This is a genomic window from Paraburkholderia sp. RL18-101-BIB-B, assembly GCF_046026985.1.
GTDB lineage: Bacteria > Pseudomonadota > Gammaproteobacteria > Burkholderiales > Burkholderiaceae > Paraburkholderia.
This window is the reverse complement of the sequence record NZ_JARESV010000021.1, coordinates 16135-36276: the sequence shown is the minus strand read 5'-3', so window position 1 is coordinate 36276 and position 20142 is coordinate 16135. Positions and strand designations below refer to the sequence as shown.

The 20142-nt window shown below is 63.5% G+C and carries 20 protein-coding genes; 10 read left to right on the top strand and 10 right to left on the bottom strand.

Translation table 11 applies throughout. The annotated features are described in order from the left end of the window. Positions 1-72: 72 nt before the first annotated feature. Positions 73-651 (bottom strand): superoxide dismutase [Fe], encoded by a 579-nt coding sequence (gene sodB / locus P0D73_RS26365; RefSeq protein WP_132373360.1) that lies wholly within the window; start codon positions 649-651, stop codon positions 73-75. A gap of 219 nt (positions 652-870) precedes the next feature. Continuing rightward, positions 871-2250: an exodeoxyribonuclease VII large subunit gene (gene xseA, locus P0D73_RS26360; RefSeq protein WP_408286771.1), complete on the bottom strand. Its 1380-nt coding sequence runs from the start codon at positions 2248-2250 to the stop codon at positions 871-873. Between the two features lie 567 nt (positions 2251-2817). Between xseA and lpxK the strand changes: the two genes are divergently transcribed. From lpxK to P0D73_RS26335, 5 genes are all read left to right on the top strand, one after another. After that, positions 2818-3834, top strand: coding sequence for a tetraacyldisaccharide 4'-kinase (lpxK, locus tag P0D73_RS26355; RefSeq protein ID WP_408179822.1), 1017 nt, complete (start codon positions 2818-2820; stop codon positions 3832-3834). Beyond that, positions 3815-4018, top strand: coding sequence for a Trm112 family protein (locus P0D73_RS26350; protein WP_007180583.1), 204 nt, complete (start codon positions 3815-3817; stop codon positions 4016-4018). Before lpxK ends, P0D73_RS26350 begins: the two co-directional genes overlap by 20 nt. Before the next feature lie 149 nt (positions 4019-4167). Next, entirely contained in the window at positions 4168-4968 is an 801-nt protein-coding gene (gene kdsB / locus P0D73_RS26345) for a 3-deoxy-manno-octulosonate cytidylyltransferase (protein ID WP_408433394.1), read from the top strand. A gap of 214 nt (positions 4969-5182) precedes the next feature. After that, complete coding sequence (adk, locus tag P0D73_RS26340; protein ID WP_132373356.1) at positions 5183-5848, top strand: adenylate kinase; 666 nt, start codon at positions 5183-5185, stop codon at positions 5846-5848. Positions 5849-6127: 279 nt separating this feature from the next. Beyond that, positions 6128-6886, top strand: a complete 759-nt coding sequence (locus P0D73_RS26335; protein WP_168795051.1) for a 3-hydroxyacyl-CoA dehydrogenase — start codon at positions 6128-6130, stop codon at positions 6884-6886. Between the two features lie 120 nt (positions 6887-7006). On the opposite strand, the gene P0D73_RS26330 is transcribed toward P0D73_RS26335, so the two are convergent. After that, positions 7007-7849, bottom strand: coding sequence for a SirB1 family protein (locus P0D73_RS26330; RefSeq protein ID WP_132373354.1), 843 nt, complete (start codon positions 7847-7849; stop codon positions 7007-7009). 5 nt (positions 7850-7854) lie between these two features. Further along, complete coding sequence (gene murJ, locus P0D73_RS26325) at positions 7855-9405, bottom strand: murein biosynthesis integral membrane protein MurJ (protein WP_408433392.1); 1551 nt, start codon at positions 9403-9405, stop codon at positions 7855-7857. A gap of 514 nt (positions 9406-9919) precedes the next feature. On the opposite strand from murJ, the gene rpsT reads away from it, so the two are divergent. Next, positions 9920-10198 carry a 30S ribosomal protein S20 gene (rpsT, locus tag P0D73_RS26320; protein WP_020069158.1) on the top strand — a complete coding sequence of 93 codons (279 nt, stop codon included), beginning with the start codon at positions 9920-9922 and terminating at the stop codon, positions 10196-10198. A gap of 201 nt (positions 10199-10399) precedes the next feature. Here rpsT and P0D73_RS26315 read toward each other — a convergent pair whose 3' ends face one another. After that, positions 10400-10744 carry a DUF3579 domain-containing protein gene (locus tag P0D73_RS26315; protein ID WP_132373352.1) on the bottom strand — a complete coding sequence of 115 codons (345 nt, stop codon included), beginning with the start codon at positions 10742-10744 and terminating at the stop codon, positions 10400-10402. Between the two features lie 450 nt (positions 10745-11194). On the opposite strand from P0D73_RS26315, the gene argF reads away from it, so the two are divergent. Together argF and P0D73_RS26305 are read left to right on the top strand one after the other, a co-directional pair. Then, on the top strand, positions 11195-12124 hold the full coding sequence (argF, locus tag P0D73_RS26310) for an ornithine carbamoyltransferase (protein ID WP_408433391.1): 930 nt from the start codon (positions 11195-11197) through the stop codon (positions 12122-12124). A 250-nt stretch (positions 12125-12374) separates the two neighbouring features. Then, the gene (locus tag P0D73_RS26305; protein ID WP_132373350.1) at positions 12375-13601 is read left to right on the top strand and encodes an argininosuccinate synthase; all 1227 of its coding nucleotides are present in this window, start codon (positions 12375-12377) and stop codon (positions 13599-13601) included. 135 nt (positions 13602-13736) lie between these two features. Here P0D73_RS26305 and murB read toward each other — a convergent pair whose 3' ends face one another. Continuing rightward, positions 13737-14777: a UDP-N-acetylmuramate dehydrogenase gene (gene murB, locus P0D73_RS26300; protein WP_408316398.1), complete on the bottom strand. Its 1041-nt coding sequence runs from the start codon at positions 14775-14777 to the stop codon at positions 13737-13739. A 208-nt stretch (positions 14778-14985) separates the two neighbouring features. Between murB and P0D73_RS26295 the strand changes: the two genes are divergently transcribed. Further along, positions 14986-15471, top strand: coding sequence for a YajQ family cyclic di-GMP-binding protein (locus tag P0D73_RS26295; protein ID WP_007180572.1), 486 nt, complete (start codon positions 14986-14988; stop codon positions 15469-15471). Positions 15472-15597: 126 nt separating this feature from the next. Here the strand turns inward: P0D73_RS26295 and plsY are convergent, their stop codons facing one another. Together plsY and ybaK are read right to left on the bottom strand one after the other, a co-directional pair. Further along, positions 15598-16242, bottom strand: a complete 645-nt coding sequence (gene plsY, locus P0D73_RS26290; RefSeq protein ID WP_408433390.1) for a glycerol-3-phosphate 1-O-acyltransferase PlsY — start codon at positions 16240-16242, stop codon at positions 15598-15600. A gap of 125 nt (positions 16243-16367) precedes the next feature. Beyond that, positions 16368-16859 (bottom strand): Cys-tRNA(Pro) deacylase, encoded by a 492-nt coding sequence (gene ybaK, locus P0D73_RS26285; RefSeq protein ID WP_408286762.1) that lies wholly within the window; start codon positions 16857-16859, stop codon positions 16368-16370. A gap of 247 nt (positions 16860-17106) precedes the next feature. Here ybaK and P0D73_RS26280 point away from each other — a divergent pair, with 247 nt between their 5' ends. Next, entirely contained in the window at positions 17107-18669 is a 1563-nt protein-coding gene (locus P0D73_RS26280) for a class I adenylate-forming enzyme family protein (RefSeq protein WP_408433389.1), read from the top strand. A 25-nt stretch (positions 18670-18694) separates the two neighbouring features. Here P0D73_RS26280 and xerD read toward each other — a convergent pair whose 3' ends face one another. Further along, the gene (gene xerD, locus P0D73_RS26275) at positions 18695-19630 is read right to left on the bottom strand and encodes a site-specific tyrosine recombinase XerD (RefSeq protein WP_408433387.1); all 936 of its coding nucleotides are present in this window, start codon (positions 19628-19630) and stop codon (positions 18695-18697) included. Next, a complete protein-coding gene (locus tag P0D73_RS26270; RefSeq protein WP_132373344.1) occupies positions 19627-20097 on the bottom strand; it encodes a methylated-DNA--[protein]-cysteine S-methyltransferase in 471 nt (156 codons plus the stop codon). The genes xerD and P0D73_RS26270 overlap by 4 nt, the downstream gene beginning before the upstream one ends. Positions 20098-20142: the final 45 nt, after the last annotated feature.

Here is a 20142-nt window from a genome sequence, read left to right as displayed (position 1 = left end):
ACGGAGTTCGACGATCAACGCCGCGACCGGATCAGCCAGCCGGCGGCGCCAGTTTCAAACTCACCGGCAATCTCACGCGAAGTTCTTCGACGCGAATTCCCAGTTGACGATGTTCCAGTACGCTTCGACGAACTTCGGACGCGCATTGCGGTAGTCGATGTAGTAAGCGTGTTCCCACACGTCGATCGTCAGCAGAGCCTTCGCGTCGGTGGTCAGCGGCGTAGCGGCGTTGCTCGTCGACACGAGGTCGAGCGAACCGTCGGCCTTCTTCACCAGCCATGCCCAGCCCGAGCCGAACGTGCCGACCGCGGTCTTGGCGAACTCTTCCTTGAACTTGTCGAACGAACCCCACTTGGCGTTGATCGCGTCAGCGAGCGCGCCGGTCGGCGCACCGCCACCTTGCGGCGACAGGCTGTTCCAGAAGAACGTGTGGTTCCACACTTGAGCTGCGTTATTGAACACGCCGCCCGATGCCTTCTTGACGATTTCTTCGAGCGACAGGTTCTCGAACTCCGTGCCCTTGATCAGATTGTTCAGGTTGGTCACATAGGTCTGGTGATGCTTGCCGTAGTGATACTCGAGCGTCTCTTCCGACATGTTCGGCACGAGTGCGTTTTTCGCGAACGGCAGCGGCGGGAGCGTATGTTCCATGGTGCTTTCCTTCTGTCTGTATCTGTTGTGGGGGAGTCTGCGGATAACGCTTTTGAGCACTCGATTGTAGGCGACTTGGAATAACCCCGCAAATCAACGGACTTTATGCCCGGCATTGGCGAACACGCCGCGCGCACAGCGTAATTAGTGCTTGCGCACCCGGTGTGCCCGGCCTTCGCAACAGTCAAAAGTACAGGCGCCGAGGCGGTCGGCGAAGTGTCAGAAACCGTCGGTCAGGCGCGGCTGCACATCGGCCAGCGCGATATCCGCGGCACCTTCCGCAAGATGCACCGTCAGGCGCCGTCCCGGCTTCAACGACGACGGCGCGCGCACCGCGCGTCCGCTCTGGGCGTCGAGCACGGCGGCATAGCCACGCTCCAGCGTACGCTGCGGACTGAGCACTTCGAGACGCGCGGCGAGCGTGTCGATGCGCGCGGTCTGACGTTCATGCTGGCGTAACAAAGCCGCGTCGAGACGTTGCGAAAGATTGCCGAGTTTCGCCTGATGCCCGGCGAGATCCGGACGCCAACGCTGCCAGCGCATCTGCAGCAGCGAAAACCGCGCTCGCGCGTCGCGCACCGGACGCGCGCCCGCCGACGCCAACCGCACGCTCAATTGCTGCAGATGCGTGCGTTGCCGCGCGAGCCGCTCGGCCGGCGACACTAACCGGCGCGCGAGCCAGTCGAGTTGCTGCGCGCGCCGCTCCATCATGCGGCCGAAGCCGCGCGCGAGCGTCGCGTGGCGGTGATCCAACTCGCGCAGCAGCAGCACGCGCTGCGGACTGACGAGTTCGGCGGCGCCGGTGGGCGTCGGCGCGCGCACGTCCGCGGCAAAGTCGGCGATCGTGAAATCGGTTTCGTGGCCCACGCCGCTGACCACGGGAATCGCGCTTTCGGCGATCGCGCGCGCCAGCACTTCTTCGTTGAACGCCCACAGGTCTTCGATCGAGCCGCCGCCGCGGCACACGATCAGCACGTCGACTTCGCGCCGCGCGTTGGCGGCGTCGACCATCGCGGCGAGCTTGCCGCTCACGCCCACGCCCTGCACCGGCGCCGGATAAATGATCACCGGAATGTGCGGTGCGCGCCGCGACAGCGTGGTCAGGACGTCGCGCAACGCCGCGGCCTGCAACGACGTGACGATGCCGATCGCCCGCGGATGCGTCGGCAACGCGCGTTTGCGTTCGGCGGCAAAGAGCCCCTCGGCTTCGAGCTGCGCTTTCAGCCGGAGGAACGCTTCGTAGAGACGCCCCTGTCCGGTGCGCCGCACCGCTTCCACATTCAGTTGCAGTTCGCCGCGCGGCTCGTACATCGTCACCAGCGCGCGCACTTCGATGCGGTCGCCTTCGCGCGGCGTGAATTCGGCGTATTGCGCCCGCCCGCGGAACATCACGCAACGCATCTGCGCCTGCGCATCCTTGATCGAGAAATACCAATGGCCGCTCGCGGCGCGCGTGAAGTTCGACACTTCGCCGGCGACCCAGACGAGCGGAAACGAACGTTCGAGCATCGTGCCGATCGCGCGATTGAGCGCCGAAACGGGAACGACGACCTCACCGCCGGGCGTCGCCGACGAGGAAAAAGGGCTTTCGGGATTCATGCGAGGAACATGGGTGGCTGGCCGGACAGACGATAGACCGACCGACCATCCGCGTCCAGCGCCGCGCTCGAATTGTTAAAAGTGTCCACATGGCGGGACCCGCCAGACGGATCCCGCCAGATTGCCTGCGAGGCCGCATGAATTCCAGGCATGTCGTTGATTTATATGGTGTTTACATCCCGCTAAAAAGAATGATTGCCGATACCGGGCGCGCGGAATGGCCTTCTCCGCCCGTCGGACGGCAGGTTCTCCACAAAGTTATCCACAGGCTGTGAGCAACGCCGGAAGTGCCGTTTCGTCGCGCGGCGCATGGCGCGCGGCTTGCCGGGCGTGACGCTCGCGCGCTAGAGTGGCGGGTTCGACGGCATGCCGAACGCCCCGCGGCGCCCGGCATTGCGGCACACTGCGAAAGTGCGTCCGTTGCCGCCTCGCTTCATTTTTCGCCTCACTTTCGATAGTCCGGAGAACCGCGTTGATGCTTGCCCCGCGTATTGCGCCTAGCTCCTTCACGCCGCCGTCCCGGCGCTTTTTAGCGAGCGGCGCGCCACTCGTCTGCGCGACGTGCCCATGAGCGAAGTCAGCAACCGTCTCGAAGCACGCCTCGCGCGCGAATGGCAACAGCGCGGCCCCCTCGCCTGGGCGCTGTCGCCGCTCGCGTGTGTGTTCGGCGCGATCGCCGCCGCGCGCCGCGCGGCCTTTTCGTTCGGCTGGTTGAAATCGGTGCGCATCGGTGTGCCCGTGGTGGTGGTCGGCAATGTGACCGTCGGCGGCACCGGTAAGACGCCGACCGTGATCGCGCTGGTCGAGGCGTTGCGCGCCGCGGGCTTCAAACCCGGCGTGGTGTCGCGCGGCTACGGCGCGCGCGTGAAGACGCCGACGCGGGTCACTTCCACCTCTGCGGCGAGTGTCGGCGGTGACGAGCCGCTTCTGATCGCGCGCCGCACCGGTGCGCCGGTATGGGTCTGTCCGGATCGCGTGGCGGCCGCGCAGGCGCTGTGCGCCGCGCACCGTGAAGTCGACGTGATCGTGAGCGACGACGGCTTGCAGCATTACCGGCTCGAGCGCGACGCTGAATTGGTCGTGTTCGATCACCGGCTCGGCGGCAACGGTTTCCTGCTGCCGGCCGGCCCGCTGCGCGAGCCGCTGTCGCGCCGCCGCGACGCGACGCTCATCAACGATCCTTACGCGCGCACGCTGCCGGCGTGGCCGAACACCTTCGCGCTGCAACTCGCGCCCGCCGACGCGTGGCATCTGGACAATCCCGCGTTGCGCCGTCCGCTCGCGCAGTTCAGCGGCGATCGCGTGCTCGCGGCAGCAGGCATCGGCGCGCCGGAGCGCTTTTTCGCTACGCTGCGCGCCGCCGGCCTCACGCCCGCCACGCGCGCACTGCCGGATCACTACGCGTTCGAGCGCAATCCGTTTACGGACGTGGACGCCGACGCCATCCTGATAACGGAAAAGGATGCGGTAAAATTAGGGTCCTGGCACGACGCGCGCATCTGGGTTGTCCCGGTCGAAGCCGCGCTCGATCATCGCCTCATTGCATTAGTTGTGGAGAAAGTCCGTGGACGCTCGCCTGCTTGAAATTCTCGTCTGCCCGATCTGCAAGGGCCCGCTCAGCTATGACCGCGCCGCGCAGGAGCTGATCTGCAACGCGGACAAGCTGGCCTATCCGATTCGCGACGGCATTCCCGTCATGCTGGTCGACGAAGCGCGGCAGACCGTAGAAGGCACGCCGGTCGATCTGAATCCGGGCTCGGTGGCCTGAGTCAGACTGCGCTCGCGCGCGGCGTCCGCCATGTCAGTGTGGCGCGTGTCGCCAGCTGAATCCGTCGTCTTGTCCGTTCGCGGCCGCGCTGCATGCGCGGCCGATTTCTTCCGGCTTCATCGCCGCCCGTCTTTGCGCTTGCCTTGCCGATGACCCACGCCAACACCACCACTCCCCCGTTTATCGCCGTCGTGCCGGCCCGGCTCGCCTCGACGCGTCTGCCCAACAAGCCGCTCGCCGACATCGGCGGCAAGCCGATGGTGGTGCGGGTCGCCGAACGCGCGCGCGAATCGGGTGCGCAGCAGGTGCTGGTCGCCTCGGACGCGCAAGCGGTGCTCGACGCCGCCCGCGACCACGGCTTCGAAGCGGTGTTGACGCGCGCGGACCATCCGTCCGGCACCGACCGTCTCGCGGAAGTCGCGGCGCAATTCGGCTGGAGCGACGAGACGATCGTGGTCAACGTGCAAGGCGACGAACCGCTGATCGATCCGGCGCTCGTGTGCGGCGTTGCGTCGCACCTTGCGGCGAGCCACGGCTGCGCGATCGCCACCGCCGCGCACCCGATCACCGACCCCGCCGAAATCTTCAACCCGAACGTCGTCAAGGTCGTGCTCGACGGGCGCGGCGTCGCGCTGTACTTTTCGCGCGCGCCGATTCCATGGGCACGCGACGCCTACCAGCCGCACTGGCCCGATGTCGCGTCGATGCCCGCGCCGCCCGCGCCCGCGGTGGTTCATCGGCATATCGGGCTGTACGCGTATCGTGCGCAATTCCTGCGCACGTATCCCAGCCTCGCAATCTCGCCGATCGAACAGGTCGAAGCGCTCGAACAACTGCGCGCGATGTGGCACGGCGAGCGCATCGCGGTGCTCGTCACGCACGACGTGCCGCTGCCCGGTGTCGACACACCCGCCGATCTCGCGCGCGTGCAGGCTTTATTCGGGTCTTGAGCGGAAAAACCCATGGCATAATCGGACGGTTGTGCGCGCCTCCCGCTACACGCGAGAGTCAGGGTTTGCCCGGTCGCGCCGTCGCCGTCTTGCAGCGCCGTCGTCTTCGACGTGCAGCGCGAGACCTGGAACGGCAGCCGATGCGGGTCCCCTCGACGCATCGTGGGACGTCCGCAGCGCCACCAAAGAATTCACATAGATCTGGAGATATCACATGCGTTTGATCCTTTTGGGTGCGCCCGGCGCGGGCAAGGGCACTCAGGCGACCTTCATCAAGGAAAAGTTTGGCATTCCGCAAATTTCCACCGGCGATATGCTGCGCGCGGCTGTCAAAGCAGGCACGCCGCTCGGCCTTGAAGCCAAGCGCTTCATGGATGCCGGCGAACTGGTCACGGACGAACTGATCATCAACCTGGTGAAAGAGCGTCTGCAGCAGCCGGACTGCGCGAACGGCTATCTGTTCGACGGTTTTCCGCGCACCATTCCGCAAGCTGAAGCCATGAAGCAGGCCGGCGTTCCGATCGACTACGTGCTGGAAATCGACGTGCCGTTCGACGAGATCATCGTGCGCATGAGCGGGCGCCGCTCGCACGCGGCGTCGGGCCGTACGTATCACGTCAAGTTCAATCCGCCGAAGGTCGAAGGCGTGGACGACGTGACCGGCGAACCGCTGATCCAGCGCGACGACGACAAGGAAGAAACCGTCAAGAAGCGTCTGGAAGTGTACGAGGCGCAAACCAAACCGCTGATCGAGTACTACAACACCTGGGCGAAGAACGGCGATTCGTCGACCCCGTTGACCGCGCCGCAGTATCGGCGCATTTCAGGCCTCGGCAGCGTCGACGAAATTCGTGACCGCGCGTTCGAGGCGTTGAAGTAAGCTCGTTTGCGTCTGTCTGTGATCGCTTCTGCAAAAACCCGCCCCTTGCCGGCGGGTTTTTTTATGCAACGCGTGGCGCGAGTGCGGTGCGCTTTCTCTATCCGTCCGCGCTCAGTATTAATTAGCCATCCGTAATGGTTTGCTCTGCCTGCGCCCGCTGACAGCGCGTGAATCGGGCGCCGGCCCGCTTCGCTTTCCGCATTGCAGCATAGCCGTTACAATCGATCATCGAAAAGATATTCGATCTAGACATTACTGAACCGTAGCAAAGGAGAAGACATGGAGATTCGTGACAACGTTTTCCTGATCACCGGTGGTGCATCGGGTCTAGGTGCAGCCACGGCGCGCCTGTTCGTCGAAAACGGCGGCAAAGTCGTGCTCGCCGACCTGAATGTGGATGCCGGCGAGGCGCTCGCGAAAGAACTCGGCGGCGTCTTCGTCAAATGCGATGTGAGCCGCGAAGACGACGCCACCCAAGCCGTCGAAGCCGCCACCAAGCTCGGCACGCTGCGCGGCCTCGTCAATTGCGCGGGCGTCGCGCCGGCCGTCAAAACGGTCGGCAAGGACGGCCCCCATCCGCTCGACTCGTTCGCGCGCACCGTCTCGATCAATCTGATCGGCACCTTCAACATGATCCGGCTCGCCGCCGCGGCTATGTCGAAGAACGAGCCGAACGCGAACGGCGAGCGCGGCGTGATCATCAACACGGCGTCGGTGGCCGCGTATGACGGCCAGATCGGCCAGGCGGCTTATGCAGCGTCCAAGGCCGGCGTGGTCGGCATGACGCTGCCGATCGCACGCGACCTGTCGCGCAACGCGATCCGCGTGATGACGATCGCACCGGGCATTTTCGAAACGCCCATGCTGCTCGGCATGCCGCAGGAAGTGCAGGACGCCTTGGGCGCGATGGTGCCGTTCCCGCCGCGTCTCGGCAAACCGGCGGAGTACGCGATGCTCGCCAAGCAGATCTTCGACAATCCGATGCTCAACGGCGAAGTGATTCGTCTGGACGGCGCGATTCGGATGCAGCCGAAGTAAGCCTGCGTACGGCGCGCGGTTTCGTATAGCCCGCGTCAATGAAAAACGCCTGCACATGATCATCATGTGCAGGCGTTTTCTTTTGCGTGGTTCTGGTGCGACGCGTGGCCGCTTGCTCGTTTACTCGCGGTCGTCGTGCTGTGTGCGCTGACGCAGTTCGTGCAATTGCGACTCCACCACGGTCGCGTCCTCGGCATCCGGCCGGTCGCCGAGATAGCGCTCGAGATCTTCGAGCGCGGGCCGCAGGTAATCGAGCCGCGCATAAGCGAAGCCACGATCGCGCACTTCCTCGATACTCTCCGGCAGCAGGATCACGAGACGCTGCTGCACCGCCAGCAGACGCTGCCAACGTTCCGTCTGAAGATACGTGGACTTCAGATTGCGCAGCATTCGCGCGATGATCTCGCGGCGCGTGGCTGGTTGCAGCAACATGCGCAGCGCCCTGCTCACCGATTCGCCCGCCGATGCCACATACGGCTCCAGCATCTCCACCATCTCCGATTCGGACAGCGAGTGTCCGCTGGTCGGATCGAGCATGACGTCGCCGTCAGGCGTCGTCACGCGTAACAGGAAGTGACCGGGAAACGACACGCCGCGCGCTGGAACGCCGATCTGTTCGGCCATTTCCAGATACAGCACCGCCAGCGAAATCGGAATGCCGCGGCGGCGCTTGAGCACCGCGTTCAGATGGCTGTTGTCGGGGTCGTAATAATCGTTGAGATTGCTGGCGAAGCCCAGCTCGCGAAAGAAGAACCGGTTCAGAATGCCGACCTTCTGCTTGATGTCGGCATCGTCCGGCATGCGACGCTGCAGGCGCACCACCAGTTCGTCGATCTCGGCGAGCGTGCCTTGCAGATCGAGATCGGGATAGGCGTCCTGCGCGAGCGAGAGCGCCGCCTCGGTCAGCGGAAGACTGTCGTCTTCGGCGACGAGCGTGCTGAAATAGTCGAGAACTCGCGTCATCGTGATCACTTCACTCGCCTTTTGAAATACGCGTACTTGAAGCCCATCAGCCAAAGCATACCGAAATATAGCGCGGCGAACAGAACGAGGCACGCTGCGAGCAACACCATGCGATCGACCGGGCGGCTATGCATGTCGATCCAGTCGAAGCTGATGGCCAGCCAGTGCATCGTGCCGGCCAGCACCAGACAGGCGCCGAACAACTGCACGAAGAATTTGAGCCAGCCGCTCGACGGCGTATAGATGCCGCGCTTGCGCAGACCGAGAAACAGCAGCAGCGCATTACCGCAAGCGCCGAGCCCGACGCTCAGCGTCAAGCCCGCGTGCGCGAAAATCGGCACGAACAGATAGTTGCTCAACTGCGTGAGGATCAGCACGCCGACCCCGATCTTCACCGGTGTCTTGATGTCCTGCTTCGCGTAGAAACCCGGCGCGAGGATCTTGATGAGGATCAGGCCGATCAGGCCGACGCCATACGCCGACAGCGCACGGGAGACCATCACCACCGAATTGCCGTCGAACTTGCCGTAGTGGAACAGTGTGGCCGTCAGCGGCTGCGCGAAGAAAAACAGCGCGACGGCGCTCGGCGCGGCCAGCAGGAAGGTAACACGCAAGCCCCAGTCGAGCAGCGACGAGTATTCGTGCGGATCGGCATCGACGTGCGCCTTGGAGAGGCTCGGCAGCAGGATCGTGCCGAGCGCGACGCCCAGCAGCGCGGTCGGAAACTCCATCAGCCGGTCGGCGTAGTTGATCCACGACACGGCGCCCGGCCCGATGCGCGACGCGATATTCGTGTTGATGATCAGGCTGATCTGCGCGACCGAGACGGCGAACATCGCGGGCACCATCTTGGACAGCACGCGCTTGACGCCGCGATGCGCGAGCGCCTTCACCGGATTCAGGCCGATGCGCGGAATCATGTCGATCTTTTTCAGCCCCGGCAGCTGCACGATGAATTGCAGCACGCCGCCGGCGATCACCGCCCACGCGAGCGCATAAACCGGCGTTTGCAGACGCGGCGCGACGAACACCGCCGCGACGATGAACGCGACGTTCAGCAGAACCGGCGCGAACGCGGGCAGCGAGAAGTTCTTGTACGTATTCAGCACGCCCGACGCCAGCGACGTCAGCGAAATGAAAATGATGTACGGGAACATGATGCGCGTCATGGTGATCGCGAGGGCATACGCCTGACCTTCATGCGCGAGGCCCGAGGCGACGATGAACACCACGCCCGACGCGCCCACCACGCCGATCAGCGAGAGGATTGCGAGCGCCCAGGCGAGCACCGTCGACGTGGCGTCGACCAGCGCTTTGGTGGCGTCGTGGCCTTGCTGGTTCTTGAACTCGGCGAGGATCGGCACGAAGGCCTGCGAGAACGCGCCCTCGGCGGAGATGCGGCGCAGCAGGTTCGGAATGCGGAAGGCGACGTAGAACGCGTCAGTGTATTGACTGGCACCGAACGCGCGTGCGATCAGCGTTTCGCGGGCCAGTCCGGTCACGCGCGACAGCAGCGTGAAGCCGCTGACCGTCAGCAGGGCTCGGAATAGATTCATGGGGCGCTTATTATACGGGTGCCGCGAGTGCGGACGACGAGCCGGAACGCGATTCCGACCGATTTGCCGCGCGGACGTTCGATCCGATGAGCGGATCGGCGCGTTTTTTGTGGCTCGGCCGCGCCGTCCTGGGACCGCTGGACTCGCCCCGCGCCCGCCTTATGCCCGGGGGCGACACGCTCGCGCCCGCTGCGCTGCCGACTGGGCGCAGGTCTTTACGCAACACGGCGGCGCAGCGTCATAGCGCTTTCCCGTTGCCACGTGCCTGATTTTGTTGCTATAATCGCCGGTTTCGAAGCTCGCTCAACTTTCGGACGGGGTTTGGAGCGGCGCCACAGCGCCTGCCAAGACCCTCGCACACCCCGAAAACACAGGCCTGCCTTCGCGTAGTCCGATCGATTTTTTTCGACACTTTTGCGCTCTTGGGCAATCGCTTCCAAGAGTTCGATCTAAAAGCAGCACCTCACCACTTGAAGGTCAGGTACTGGAAACAGGAACAGGATAAGGAACCGTCATGGCTAACTCCGCACAAGCACGCAAGCGCGCCCGCCAGGCCGCCAAGGCAAACTCGCACAACTCGGCACTGCGCTCGAAGTTCCGCACGGCTATCAAGGCTGTCCGCAAGGCGATCGACGCCGGCGACAAGGCCAAGGCCGCTGAGATCTTCCAGGCATCGTCGAAGACCATCGACATCATCGCCGACAAGAAAATCGTTCACAAGAACAAGGCTGCTCGCCATAAGAGCCGTCTCGCTGCAGCCATCAAGGGTCTGCAAGCGTCCGCAGCGCAGTAATTCCGGTCAGCCCGCTTCGGTGGGCTACCTCCTGTTTCCGCTGCACAGAAAAGCCCGCCTCGGCGGGCTTTTTTGCTTCGGACCGACAGATCCGCACTGTCTCGCGCAATTCGTCGCGCGCATGACTAACGGACTGCCCATAAAAAAACCCGCTGCCAGCGGGTTTTTGCTTTTTGCCTTCGCCAATCAAGCACGTTCGCGCTAGATCACGTGTCTTTTCTCTTGCGGCGCGGCGTGCTCAAGTTGCAACTCGCACGCCTCGGTCACGACCAGGTCGTTGTCTTTCGCGAAGTTAAGGACGAAGTCAAAAGCCATGGGCTCGATGTCGCGCAAGCGCGAATCGAGAATCACGCACTTGAGGTCGCCGATCATGGTCGGCCGGACATACAGCGAGTACTGCAAATAGGCGTTCGGCCCCTTCCTTGCGCCGGGGCCGAAACAGGCCATGACGCCTGCGAGACGCTCCGACCAGTCGCTCGGCCGAAACTTTTTTCCCGTCGACGTGATGCCCTGAATGAAATATTCGGTTGGAGCTGCTTCGGCCATGTAGGAATACCTGTGTGACTGCCCAGCGGGATGACGGCAAAGCGGACGACGAAACGGCTCTGAATTGCCTGGGACTCGCCGACCGTGCCACGATGGCGAGCCGCATCACCAGAAACCGCGAAGAGCCGGCCAAGCCACCTTGTCGCTCGTCGTGACGGCGCACCGCAAGCAGGTTGTTCCGAACCGCGCGAGCCGTGTCCCACAAGCGGAATACCGGCCTGCTGGGCTTTGGGATAACCCGTAGATTATAGCGCAGCGGACCTTTTTCCGCAGCGCACACAAGACATAAGCAACGGTTCCAGGAGCGTTCCACAAGGCTTTCAGACAGCTTTCCCGGCCTTTTGGCCGACTCGTCAAACCGGGCGAAATCCTTTATGCTGCTTTGAGTTACCACAAACGACGGCGGCGCCGTCCGGCAATCCTGCCGGGTGAGACCGCCGTATTTGTTTCATGACCGCCAAGAAAATTCGCCACTACCTGCAGTTCAAGGATTTCTCGCTGGAAGACTACGAGTACGTGCTGGAACGCGCGCGCATTCTGAAACGCAAATTCAAGAACTACGAGACCTACCATCCGTTGCACGATCGCACGCTGGCGATGATCTTCGAAAAAAATTCGACACGCACGCGCCTGTCGTTCGAAGCCGGCATCTTCCAGTTGGGCGGCCACGCCGTTTTCATGAGCACGCGTGACACGCAGCTCGGTCGCGGCGAACCGATCGAAGACGCAGCGCAAGTGATCTCGCGCATGGTCGACATCATCATGATCCGCACGTTCGGCCAGGACATACTCCAGCGCTTTTCCGAGAACTCGCGTGTGCCGGTGGTCAACGGGCTGACCAACGAATATCACCCGTGCCAGGTGCTGGCGGACATCTTCACGTACTTCGAGCATCGCGGACCGATTCGCGGCAAGACGGTCGCGTGGGTCGGCGACGCCAACAACATGCTGTACACGTGGATCGAAGCCGCGCAGATTCTCGGCTTCAAGCTGCGCCTGTCCACGCCGCCGGGCTACAAGCTCGACCGCGCCATGGTCGCCGCCGAAAGCGCGCCGTTCTACGAAGAATTCGACGATCCGAACGAGGCCTGCTCCGGCGCCGACCTCGTGACCACCGACGTCTGGACCAGCATGGGCTTCGAAGCCGAAAACGAAGCGCGCAAAAAAGCCTTCGCCGACTGGTGCGTCGACGCCGACATGATGGCGCGCGCCAATGCCGATGCGCTCTTCATGCACTGCCTGCCCGCCCACCGCGGCGAGGAAGTGAGCGCGGAAGTGATCGACGGCCCGCAAAGCGTCGTGTGGGACGAGGCCGAAAATCGTCTGCACGTCCAAAAGGCCTTGATGGAATACCTGCTGCTCGGCAAGCTGAATCACTGAGCGAGCCGCTGGCCGGCACGTTGAGCAGCATCTGCGTGAAGCGCGACGGGGCCTTGAATACGAGGCAAGGCATCCACGTTTAGCGCCACGCATCGAGCCGGCGTCCGAGGCGATAAGCGGACCCGGCTTGAATACCGCACTGCCCCAAAAACGCGGGCACGCTGCGGTTTAGTGTCAAAATAGTGGTTTTCCGCGCTCCGGGACCGCCGGCGCGCCTTGTTTTCCCGCTTTCTCCAGCTACGAGTTCACCATGAGCGATATCAAGAAAGTCGTGCTCGCCTATTCGGGCGGCCTCGACACCTCCGTCATCCTGAAGTGGTTGCAGGACAATTACGACGCCGAAGTCGTCACGTTCACGGCCGACATCGGCCAGGGCGAAGAGCTGGAACCGGCGCGCAAGAAAGCCCTGCAACTCGGCATCAAGCAGGACAACATCTTTATCGAAGACCTGCGCGAAGAATTCGTGCGTGACTTCGTGTTCCCGATGTTCCGCGCCAACACGATCTATGAAGGCGAGTACCTGCTGGGCACGTCGATCGCGCGTCCGCTGATCGCCAAGCGTCAGATCGAAATCGCCCGCGCCAGCGGCGCACAGGCGGTGTCGCACGGCGCAACCGGCAAGGGCAACGACCAGGTTCGCTTCGAACTCGGTTACTACGCGCTGGAACCGGGCATCAAGGTGATCGCACCGTGGCGTGAATGGGACTTGCTGTCGCGCGAAAAACTGCTCGCGTACGCGGAAAAGGCCGGCATTCCGATCGAAATGAAGCACAAGCAAGGCGGCGCGCCGTATTCGATGGACGCGAACCTGCTGCACATCTCGTTCGAAGGCCGTCACCTGGAAGACCCGAAGGCGGAAGCCGAAGCCGATATGTGGCGTTGGACCGTGTCGCCGGAACAGGCGCCGGACCAGGCTGAATACATCGACATCGAATACGAGCACGGCGATCCGGTTGCGATCAACGGCAAACGTCTGTCGGCTGCGGAAATGCTCACCGAACTGAACCGTTTGGGCGGCAAGCACGGCATCGGCCGTCTGGATCTGGTGGAAAACCGTTATGTCGGCATGAAGTCGCGCGGCTGCTATGAAACGCCGGGCGGCACGATCATGCTGAAGGCGCACCGCGGCATCGAGTCGATCACGCTCGACCGTGAAGTCGCTCACCTGAAAGACGACCTGATGGCTCGTTACGCGTCGCTGATTTATAACGGCTACTGGTGGAGCCCGGAGCGACGCGCGATTCAGGTGCTGATCGACCATACGCAAGAGAAGGTCAACGGCTGGGTGCGTGTGAAGCTGTACAAGGGCAGCGTGTCGGTGGTCGCGCGCGATTCGAAGGAAACGCTGTTCGACAAGACCATCGCCACGTTCGACGACGACGGCGGCGCTTACAACCAGGCCGACGCTGGCGGGTTCATCAAGCTGAACGCGCTGCGTATGCGGATTGCGGAGAATGCGCGTCGTCAGCGCGGTTGACGGCGAGCGTTTTGGTGAAGGCTAACTTCGCGCAAGCGAAGTTAAGCGCCGCGAGGCTCGGCTGAAGCCAAAACGCAGATGCAAAAAAGGCGCCGGGAGGAAACTCCCGGCGCCTTTTTTATCATCAGCCAATCGTCACAAACAAACTGGCTCCGCCTCCAGCTCGACCCCAAACCGCTCCAGCACATCGCGCTGAATCGCTTTCGCAAGCGCCAGCACTTCCGCCCCGCTCGCGCCGCCGCGATTGACCAGCACCAGCGCCTGCCGCTCATGCACCGCCGCTGCGCCCATTGCGCGGCCTTTCCAGCCGCATCGATCGATCAGCCAGCCCGCGGCAAGTTTCACCCGCCCATCCGGCTGAGCGTACGACACGACGTCCGGCTCCCTGGCCTTCAGCGCGTCGAACTGCGCCGCGTCGATCACCGGATTCTTGAAGAAGCTGCCGGCATTGCCGAGCTCCAGCGGATCAGGCAGCTTGGCGCGCCGCACTGCCACCACCGCATCGAAAATGGCCTGCGCGGTCGGCGGCGTCTCGGCATGGCCGTTGGCGGCCAGTTCGCGAGCGAGATCCGCGTAGCCGGCACGCGGCTGCCACACCTTCGGCAAACGGAACGTCACCGACATAATCACGAACCGGTCGCGCCCTTCCCGCTTGAAAAAACTGTCGCGATAGCCGAAGCGGCACGCCTGCGCATCCATTTCGATCACGTCACCGGAAGCCAGCTCCACGGCCCGCAGCGACGCGAAGCGCTCGCACATCTCCAACCCGTACGCGCCGATGTTCTGAATCGGCGCCGCGCCCACCGTCCCCGGAATCAACGCGAGATTTTCGAGCCCGGGCAATCCTTGCGACAAAGTCCAGCCGACGAACTCATGCCACGGCTCGCCGCCGGCCGCCTCGACGTACCATGCGTCATCGTCCTCGCGCACGACGCGGCGGCCTTGCAGCGCGATCAGCAGCACCACACCGCCGAAGTCGCCGGTCAGCACGACATTGCTGCCGCCGCCCAGCACGAGCCGCCGCAGGCCGGCGGCGCGCGGGTCGCGCACCGCGGCCATCAGTTGCTCTTCACGCTCGATGCGGCACGCAAACTGCGCACGAACGTCGAAGCCGAAGGTGTTGTGCGCCTTCAGCGGATAACCGGCAATGAACGCGGCGGAGTCGGATTGAGACATCGGAATGAGAACAGTGAACGACCAATGAGACAACGAATAAAGCAGCCGACGAAACCGGCTTCGGGCCCCGGCCGGGCGACAATGCGCGGCGGCCTTGGGCAAAAGGGAGCGGCGTCGGTAAAATGACGTCCGGTCCGTGATTATAGCGAGTGCCCCGTGAGCAGCCGCCCGGTTGCGTCACGCACCGCAGCACTATTGGGAGAAAAAAATGCCATCGTTTGACGTCGTCTGCGAAGCGAACATGATCGAAGTCAAGAACGCGATCGAGCAGTCCAACAAGGAAATTTCAACGCGCTTCGACTTCAAAGGGTCGGACGCGCGCGTGGAACACAAGGAAAACGAGATCACGGCCTACGCGGACGATGATTTCAAACTAGGCCAGGTGAAAGACGTGCTGCTGTCGAAAATGGCCAAGCGCAACGTGGACGTGCGCTTTCTCGACTACGGCAAGATCGAGAAGATCGGCGGCGACAAGGTCAAGCAGGTCATCAAGATCAAGAAAGGCGTGTCGGGCGATCTGTCGAAGAAAATCGTGCGCCTCGTGAAGGACAGCAAGATCAAAGTCCAGGCGAGCATTCAGGGCGACGCGGTGCGCATCACCGGCGGCAAGCGCGACGACCTGCAAAGCGTGATCGCCATGTTGCGCAAGGACGTGACGGACACGCCGCTCGACTTCAACAACTTCCGCGACTGATCTGCCGGGCGCGCGCTCCCGTCAAACGCGCGCGCGGCGATGCAAGCACACGGCGGGCGGCACCACGCATGACGGGCGGACTGGCGCACCGCGCACTGAAACACTGAAGCACTGAAGCACCAGACCTCAAAGATCGCTACCACCCGCCGCCTTCGCCGCCGCATCCGCCTTCTTCTTATCCCCAATGCGGCTTTCCTGCCCGCGCATCAGCTTGGCGATGTTGCCGCGATGGCGCCACACCAGCAGCGAACTCATCACGACGATCGCCAGCGCGATGACATGCGGCCCGAACAGGAAACCGTCGAAGATCGGCGCGAACACCGCTGCGGCCAATGCCGCCAGCGACGAATAGCGCGTAAAGAACGCCACGATCAGCCACGTCAGCAAGGTCGCCACGCCGAGAATCGGGTTGATCGCGAGCAGCACGCCCGCTGCGGTCGCCACGCCCTTGCCGCCCTTGAAGCGGAAGAAAACCGGGTAGAGGTGGCCGAGAAACACGGCGACCGACGCAATCGCCACCGACGTCTCGTCGAGCCGGTAGCCCGCGCCGTAGTGCACGACGAACCACACCGGCAGCCAGCCCTTGAATGCGTCGCCGATCAGCGTGAGAATCGCGGCCTTCTTGCTGCCGCTGCGCAGCACGTTGGTGGCGCCCGGGTTGCCCGAGCCGTACGAGCGCGGGTCGTCGAGGCCCATTGCGGCGCTCACGATCACGGCGAACGACACCGAACCGATCAGGTAGGCAACCACAGCAACGATCAGGTTTTGCATCTGGGACTCTTATAAGGATCGGCGGTCTGAAACTCGATACCCCAACCGCAACAGGGCGCGCAACTCGGAACGAGGCGGCGCACATTCTACCGAACCCGCGCGCCCGCAAAACATTCAGGCAAACGTCAATCGACGCTCGCGCACTGCACCGCCTTCGCCGCCAGCAATTCCGTCAGCACCTTGGGGTCGATGCTGACGAGAAACCCGCGCCGGCCACCGTTCAGCCAGATCTTGTCCATCTCCAGAATGCTCGACTCGACGTACACCGGCATCTGCTTCTTCGTGCCGAACGGCGAGGTGCCGCCGATCAGGTAGCCGGAATGGCGGTTCGCCACCTCGGGCTTGCACGGTTCGACTCGCTTCGCGCCGATCTGCCGCGCGAGGTTCTTGGTGCTGACGGTGCGGTCGCCGTGCATCAGCACGATCAGCGGCTTGGCGTGCTCGTCTTCCATCACCAGCGTCTTCACGACGTGATGTTCGTCCACACCGAGCTGGCGCGCCGATTCCCCGGTGCCGCCGTGCTCGACATAATCATAAGGATGTTCGCCGAAAGCGACGCCGTGGCGGCGCAGAAACTGCGTGGCCGGCGTTTCGGAGACGTGTCTGGATTTGCTCATCGGCGCATTGTAATGGCGACTTTGCACAACGGCTATTTGCCGAATGGTCAATTGTGCGGGTCCGGTGATTGTGGCACGATCGTTCGAAAATCTTCCGGCGCAACGTACGCCGGGCACCGCATTGTTCTTGCAAACTTGCATGGGACCGGAGTAAGGCGCTAAAGCGTCAACTCCGGTCGACCGCACACAGGCATGGGACCGGAGTAAGACGCTAAAGCGTCAACTCCGGTCGACAAAGGAGACAGCGTTGAGCTTCGATTCATCCACCCGTTCCGCGATCGACATTCCCGCGCTGCTGGCTGCCCTGCCCGCGCGCATCGCCGACATTCCAGCGCTGGCCGCCGCCCGCGATCCGCAGCACGTCGCCTTGATCGAGGATGCGCGCCGCCTGACCAGCGCGCAACTGCTGGAGGCCGTCGACGCCGCCACCGCGCTGCTGCGCGAATGGGGCGTGCGCGGCGGCGATCGCGTGATGATCGTCGCGGAAAACAGCATCGTGCAGATCGTACTGCTGTTCGCGACCGCCCGACTCGACGCGTGGGCGCTGGTGTCGAACGCGCGCCTGTCCGCGGCCGAACTCGACTCGATCCGCGCGCACGCGCAGCCTCGCGTGGTCGCCTACGCCACAGAAAGCTCGAGCGATGCCAAGCACCACGCGCAGCGGCATCAAGCCACGGCAGCGCCGGCTATCACGCCGGACATCGGCACCTGGTCGTACACCGTGGACAGCGCGGCAATAGCCGAGCCCGTGGAAGCCGCAAACGACCGCCAATGCGCCGCGTTGATTTACACCACCGGTACCACCGGTGCACCGAAGGGCGTGATGCTGTCGCATCGCAATCTGCTGTTCATTGCCGCAATCTCGAGCCGCTTGCGCAAAGTCGGCCCCGACGACGTCGTCTATGCCGTGCTGCCGATCTCGCACGTGTACGGCTTCGCGTCGGTGTGCCTGGGCAGCCTGCAGGCGGGCGCGACCTTGCGGCTCGTGCCGCGCTTCGCGCCGGAAGCCGTGCGCCGCGCCCTCGCCGAGGAACGCGTGTCGATCTTCCAGGGCGTGCCGGCCATGCACGCCAAATTGCTCGAATATCTGCAGACGCACGGCCACGCGTGGTCCGCGCCGCAATTGCGCTTCGCGTATTCAGGCGGCTCGCCGCTCGACGCCGCCTTGAAAGCGCAGGTGGAAAGCGTCTACGGTCTGCCGCTGCACAACGGCTATGGCATGACCGAGAGCAGCCCGACCGTGTCGCACACCATGCTCGATGCGCCGCGCAGCGATTGTTCCGTCGGCGACGTTATTCCGGGTGTCGAGGTGCGCTTCGTCGGACTCGACGGCACTGACGCCGCGAAGGGCGAAATCGGCGAACTATGGGTGCGCGGTCCGAACGTGATGCTCGGCTACTACCGCAGCCCTGAGCAGACACGTGCGGTCGTAACCGAAGACGGCTGGCTCAAAACCGGCGATCTCGCGCGACAGGACGCGGACGGCGCGTTGCATATCGTCGGGCGCAGCAAGGAATTGATCATCCGCTCGGGCTTCAACGTGTACCCGGCCGAGGTCGAACATGTGCTGAACGCGCATCCGCAGGTCGTGCAGTCGGCGGTGATCGGGCGCGCGGTGGAAGGTAACGAGGAAGTGGTCGCGTTCGTCGAGTTGGTTGCGGGCGCGACGGTGACAGCCGCCGAATTGATCGACTGGTGCGGCGAGCGTCTGGCGCCGTACAAGCGGCCGGCCGAAGTCAAAGTGCTCGCCGCCCTGCCGGCTGCATCGACCGGCAAGATTCTCAAGCATCGGCTGCGTGAGTTTCTCTGACGGGCGCGCAATCGCAAACCCAGCATCAGCCTCGCGGATGATGCTGCGCATGCAGCGACTTCAACCGTTCACGGGCCACGTGCGTGTAGATCTGCGTGGTCGAAATATCCGTGTGGCCGAGCAGCAGTTGCACGACACGCAAGTCGGCGCCGTGATTGAGCAGATGCGTCGCGAACGCATGCCGCAATGTATGCGGCGAGAGAGGCGCATTCACGCCGGCCGCCGTCGCGTGACGCTTGATGATGTTCCAGAACTGCTGGCGCGTCATGCCTTCGGCGCGGCTCGTCACGAACAGCGCGTCCGTCGCGCGCGCGCCGAGCAACGCCGGCCGCGCTTCGCGCAGATAGCGTTCGATCCAGCTATGCGCTTCCTCGCCGAACGGAATCAGGCGCTCCTTCGAGCCCTTGCCCATGACGCGCACCACGCCTTCGTTCAGGCCCACTTCCACCGTCTTCAACGTGACGAGCTCGGTCACGCGCAAACCGCTCGCGTACATCAACTCCAGCATCGTGCGATCGCGCAGCCCTAAAGCCGTATCGACGTCGGGCGCGCCGAGCAGCGCTTCGACTTGCGCCTCGCTGAGCGTCGACGGAAAACGCGGCGGCTGTTTTGCCGAGCGGATGCGCACCGTCGGGTCGACCTTCGCGCGATGCTCACGCACGGCCCACCCGTAATAGCGGCGAAACACAGAGAGCCGCCGGTTTGCCGAAGTCGATTTGTCTTTCTGGCGCGCCGCGCTATACGCGTTCAGATCGGCTTCGCTCGCGGTGTCCAGTGAAGCGTTGCGGCTCTGCGCGAGCCATTCGCAAAAGAGACGCAGGTCGCGGCGGTACGCGTCGAGCGTGTTGCGCGACAGGCCGTGTTCGAGCCACAGCGCGTCGCAGAACGCATCGATCGACGCCGAACTGGCGACGAACAGAGGTGACGCGGCGGCCGTGTCGTCGATCAACGTATCGCTCATGCGTAGGGAATGCCTTCATGCGCCAGCAGCCAGCGCTTGATGTTGCGGAAGAAACCCTCTTCGGCGTGATTCGCGAAACCGCCGATGCCGCTCGAACTCACCACCCGATGACATGGAATCACAATCGGAAAGTAGTTGGCGCCGCACGCCTGACCGACCGCGCGCGGCGCGCTGCCGAGTTGCCTTGCCAATTGACCGTAGGTCAGCACGACGCCCGGCGGAATGTCGCTGATGGCCTGCCACACGCGCTTCTGAAACGCGGTGCCGACCGAAGCCAGCGGCAACTCGAACTTCGCGGACGCGCGCTCGAAATATCGCTCGATCTGTTCGGCGGCCTGTTTCGCCAACGGCGTGTCGGGCTCGATGTTTTGCATCGAATCCGGCAGATAGACGATCTCGCGCACGGCTGCGCCTTCAAGGCGGATGCCGACCTTGCCGAACGGCGCATCGATCACTGCATTGAACATGATTGCCTGCTCCTCTCTGGCGCGGCGTTGCAACGCATCGCCAAG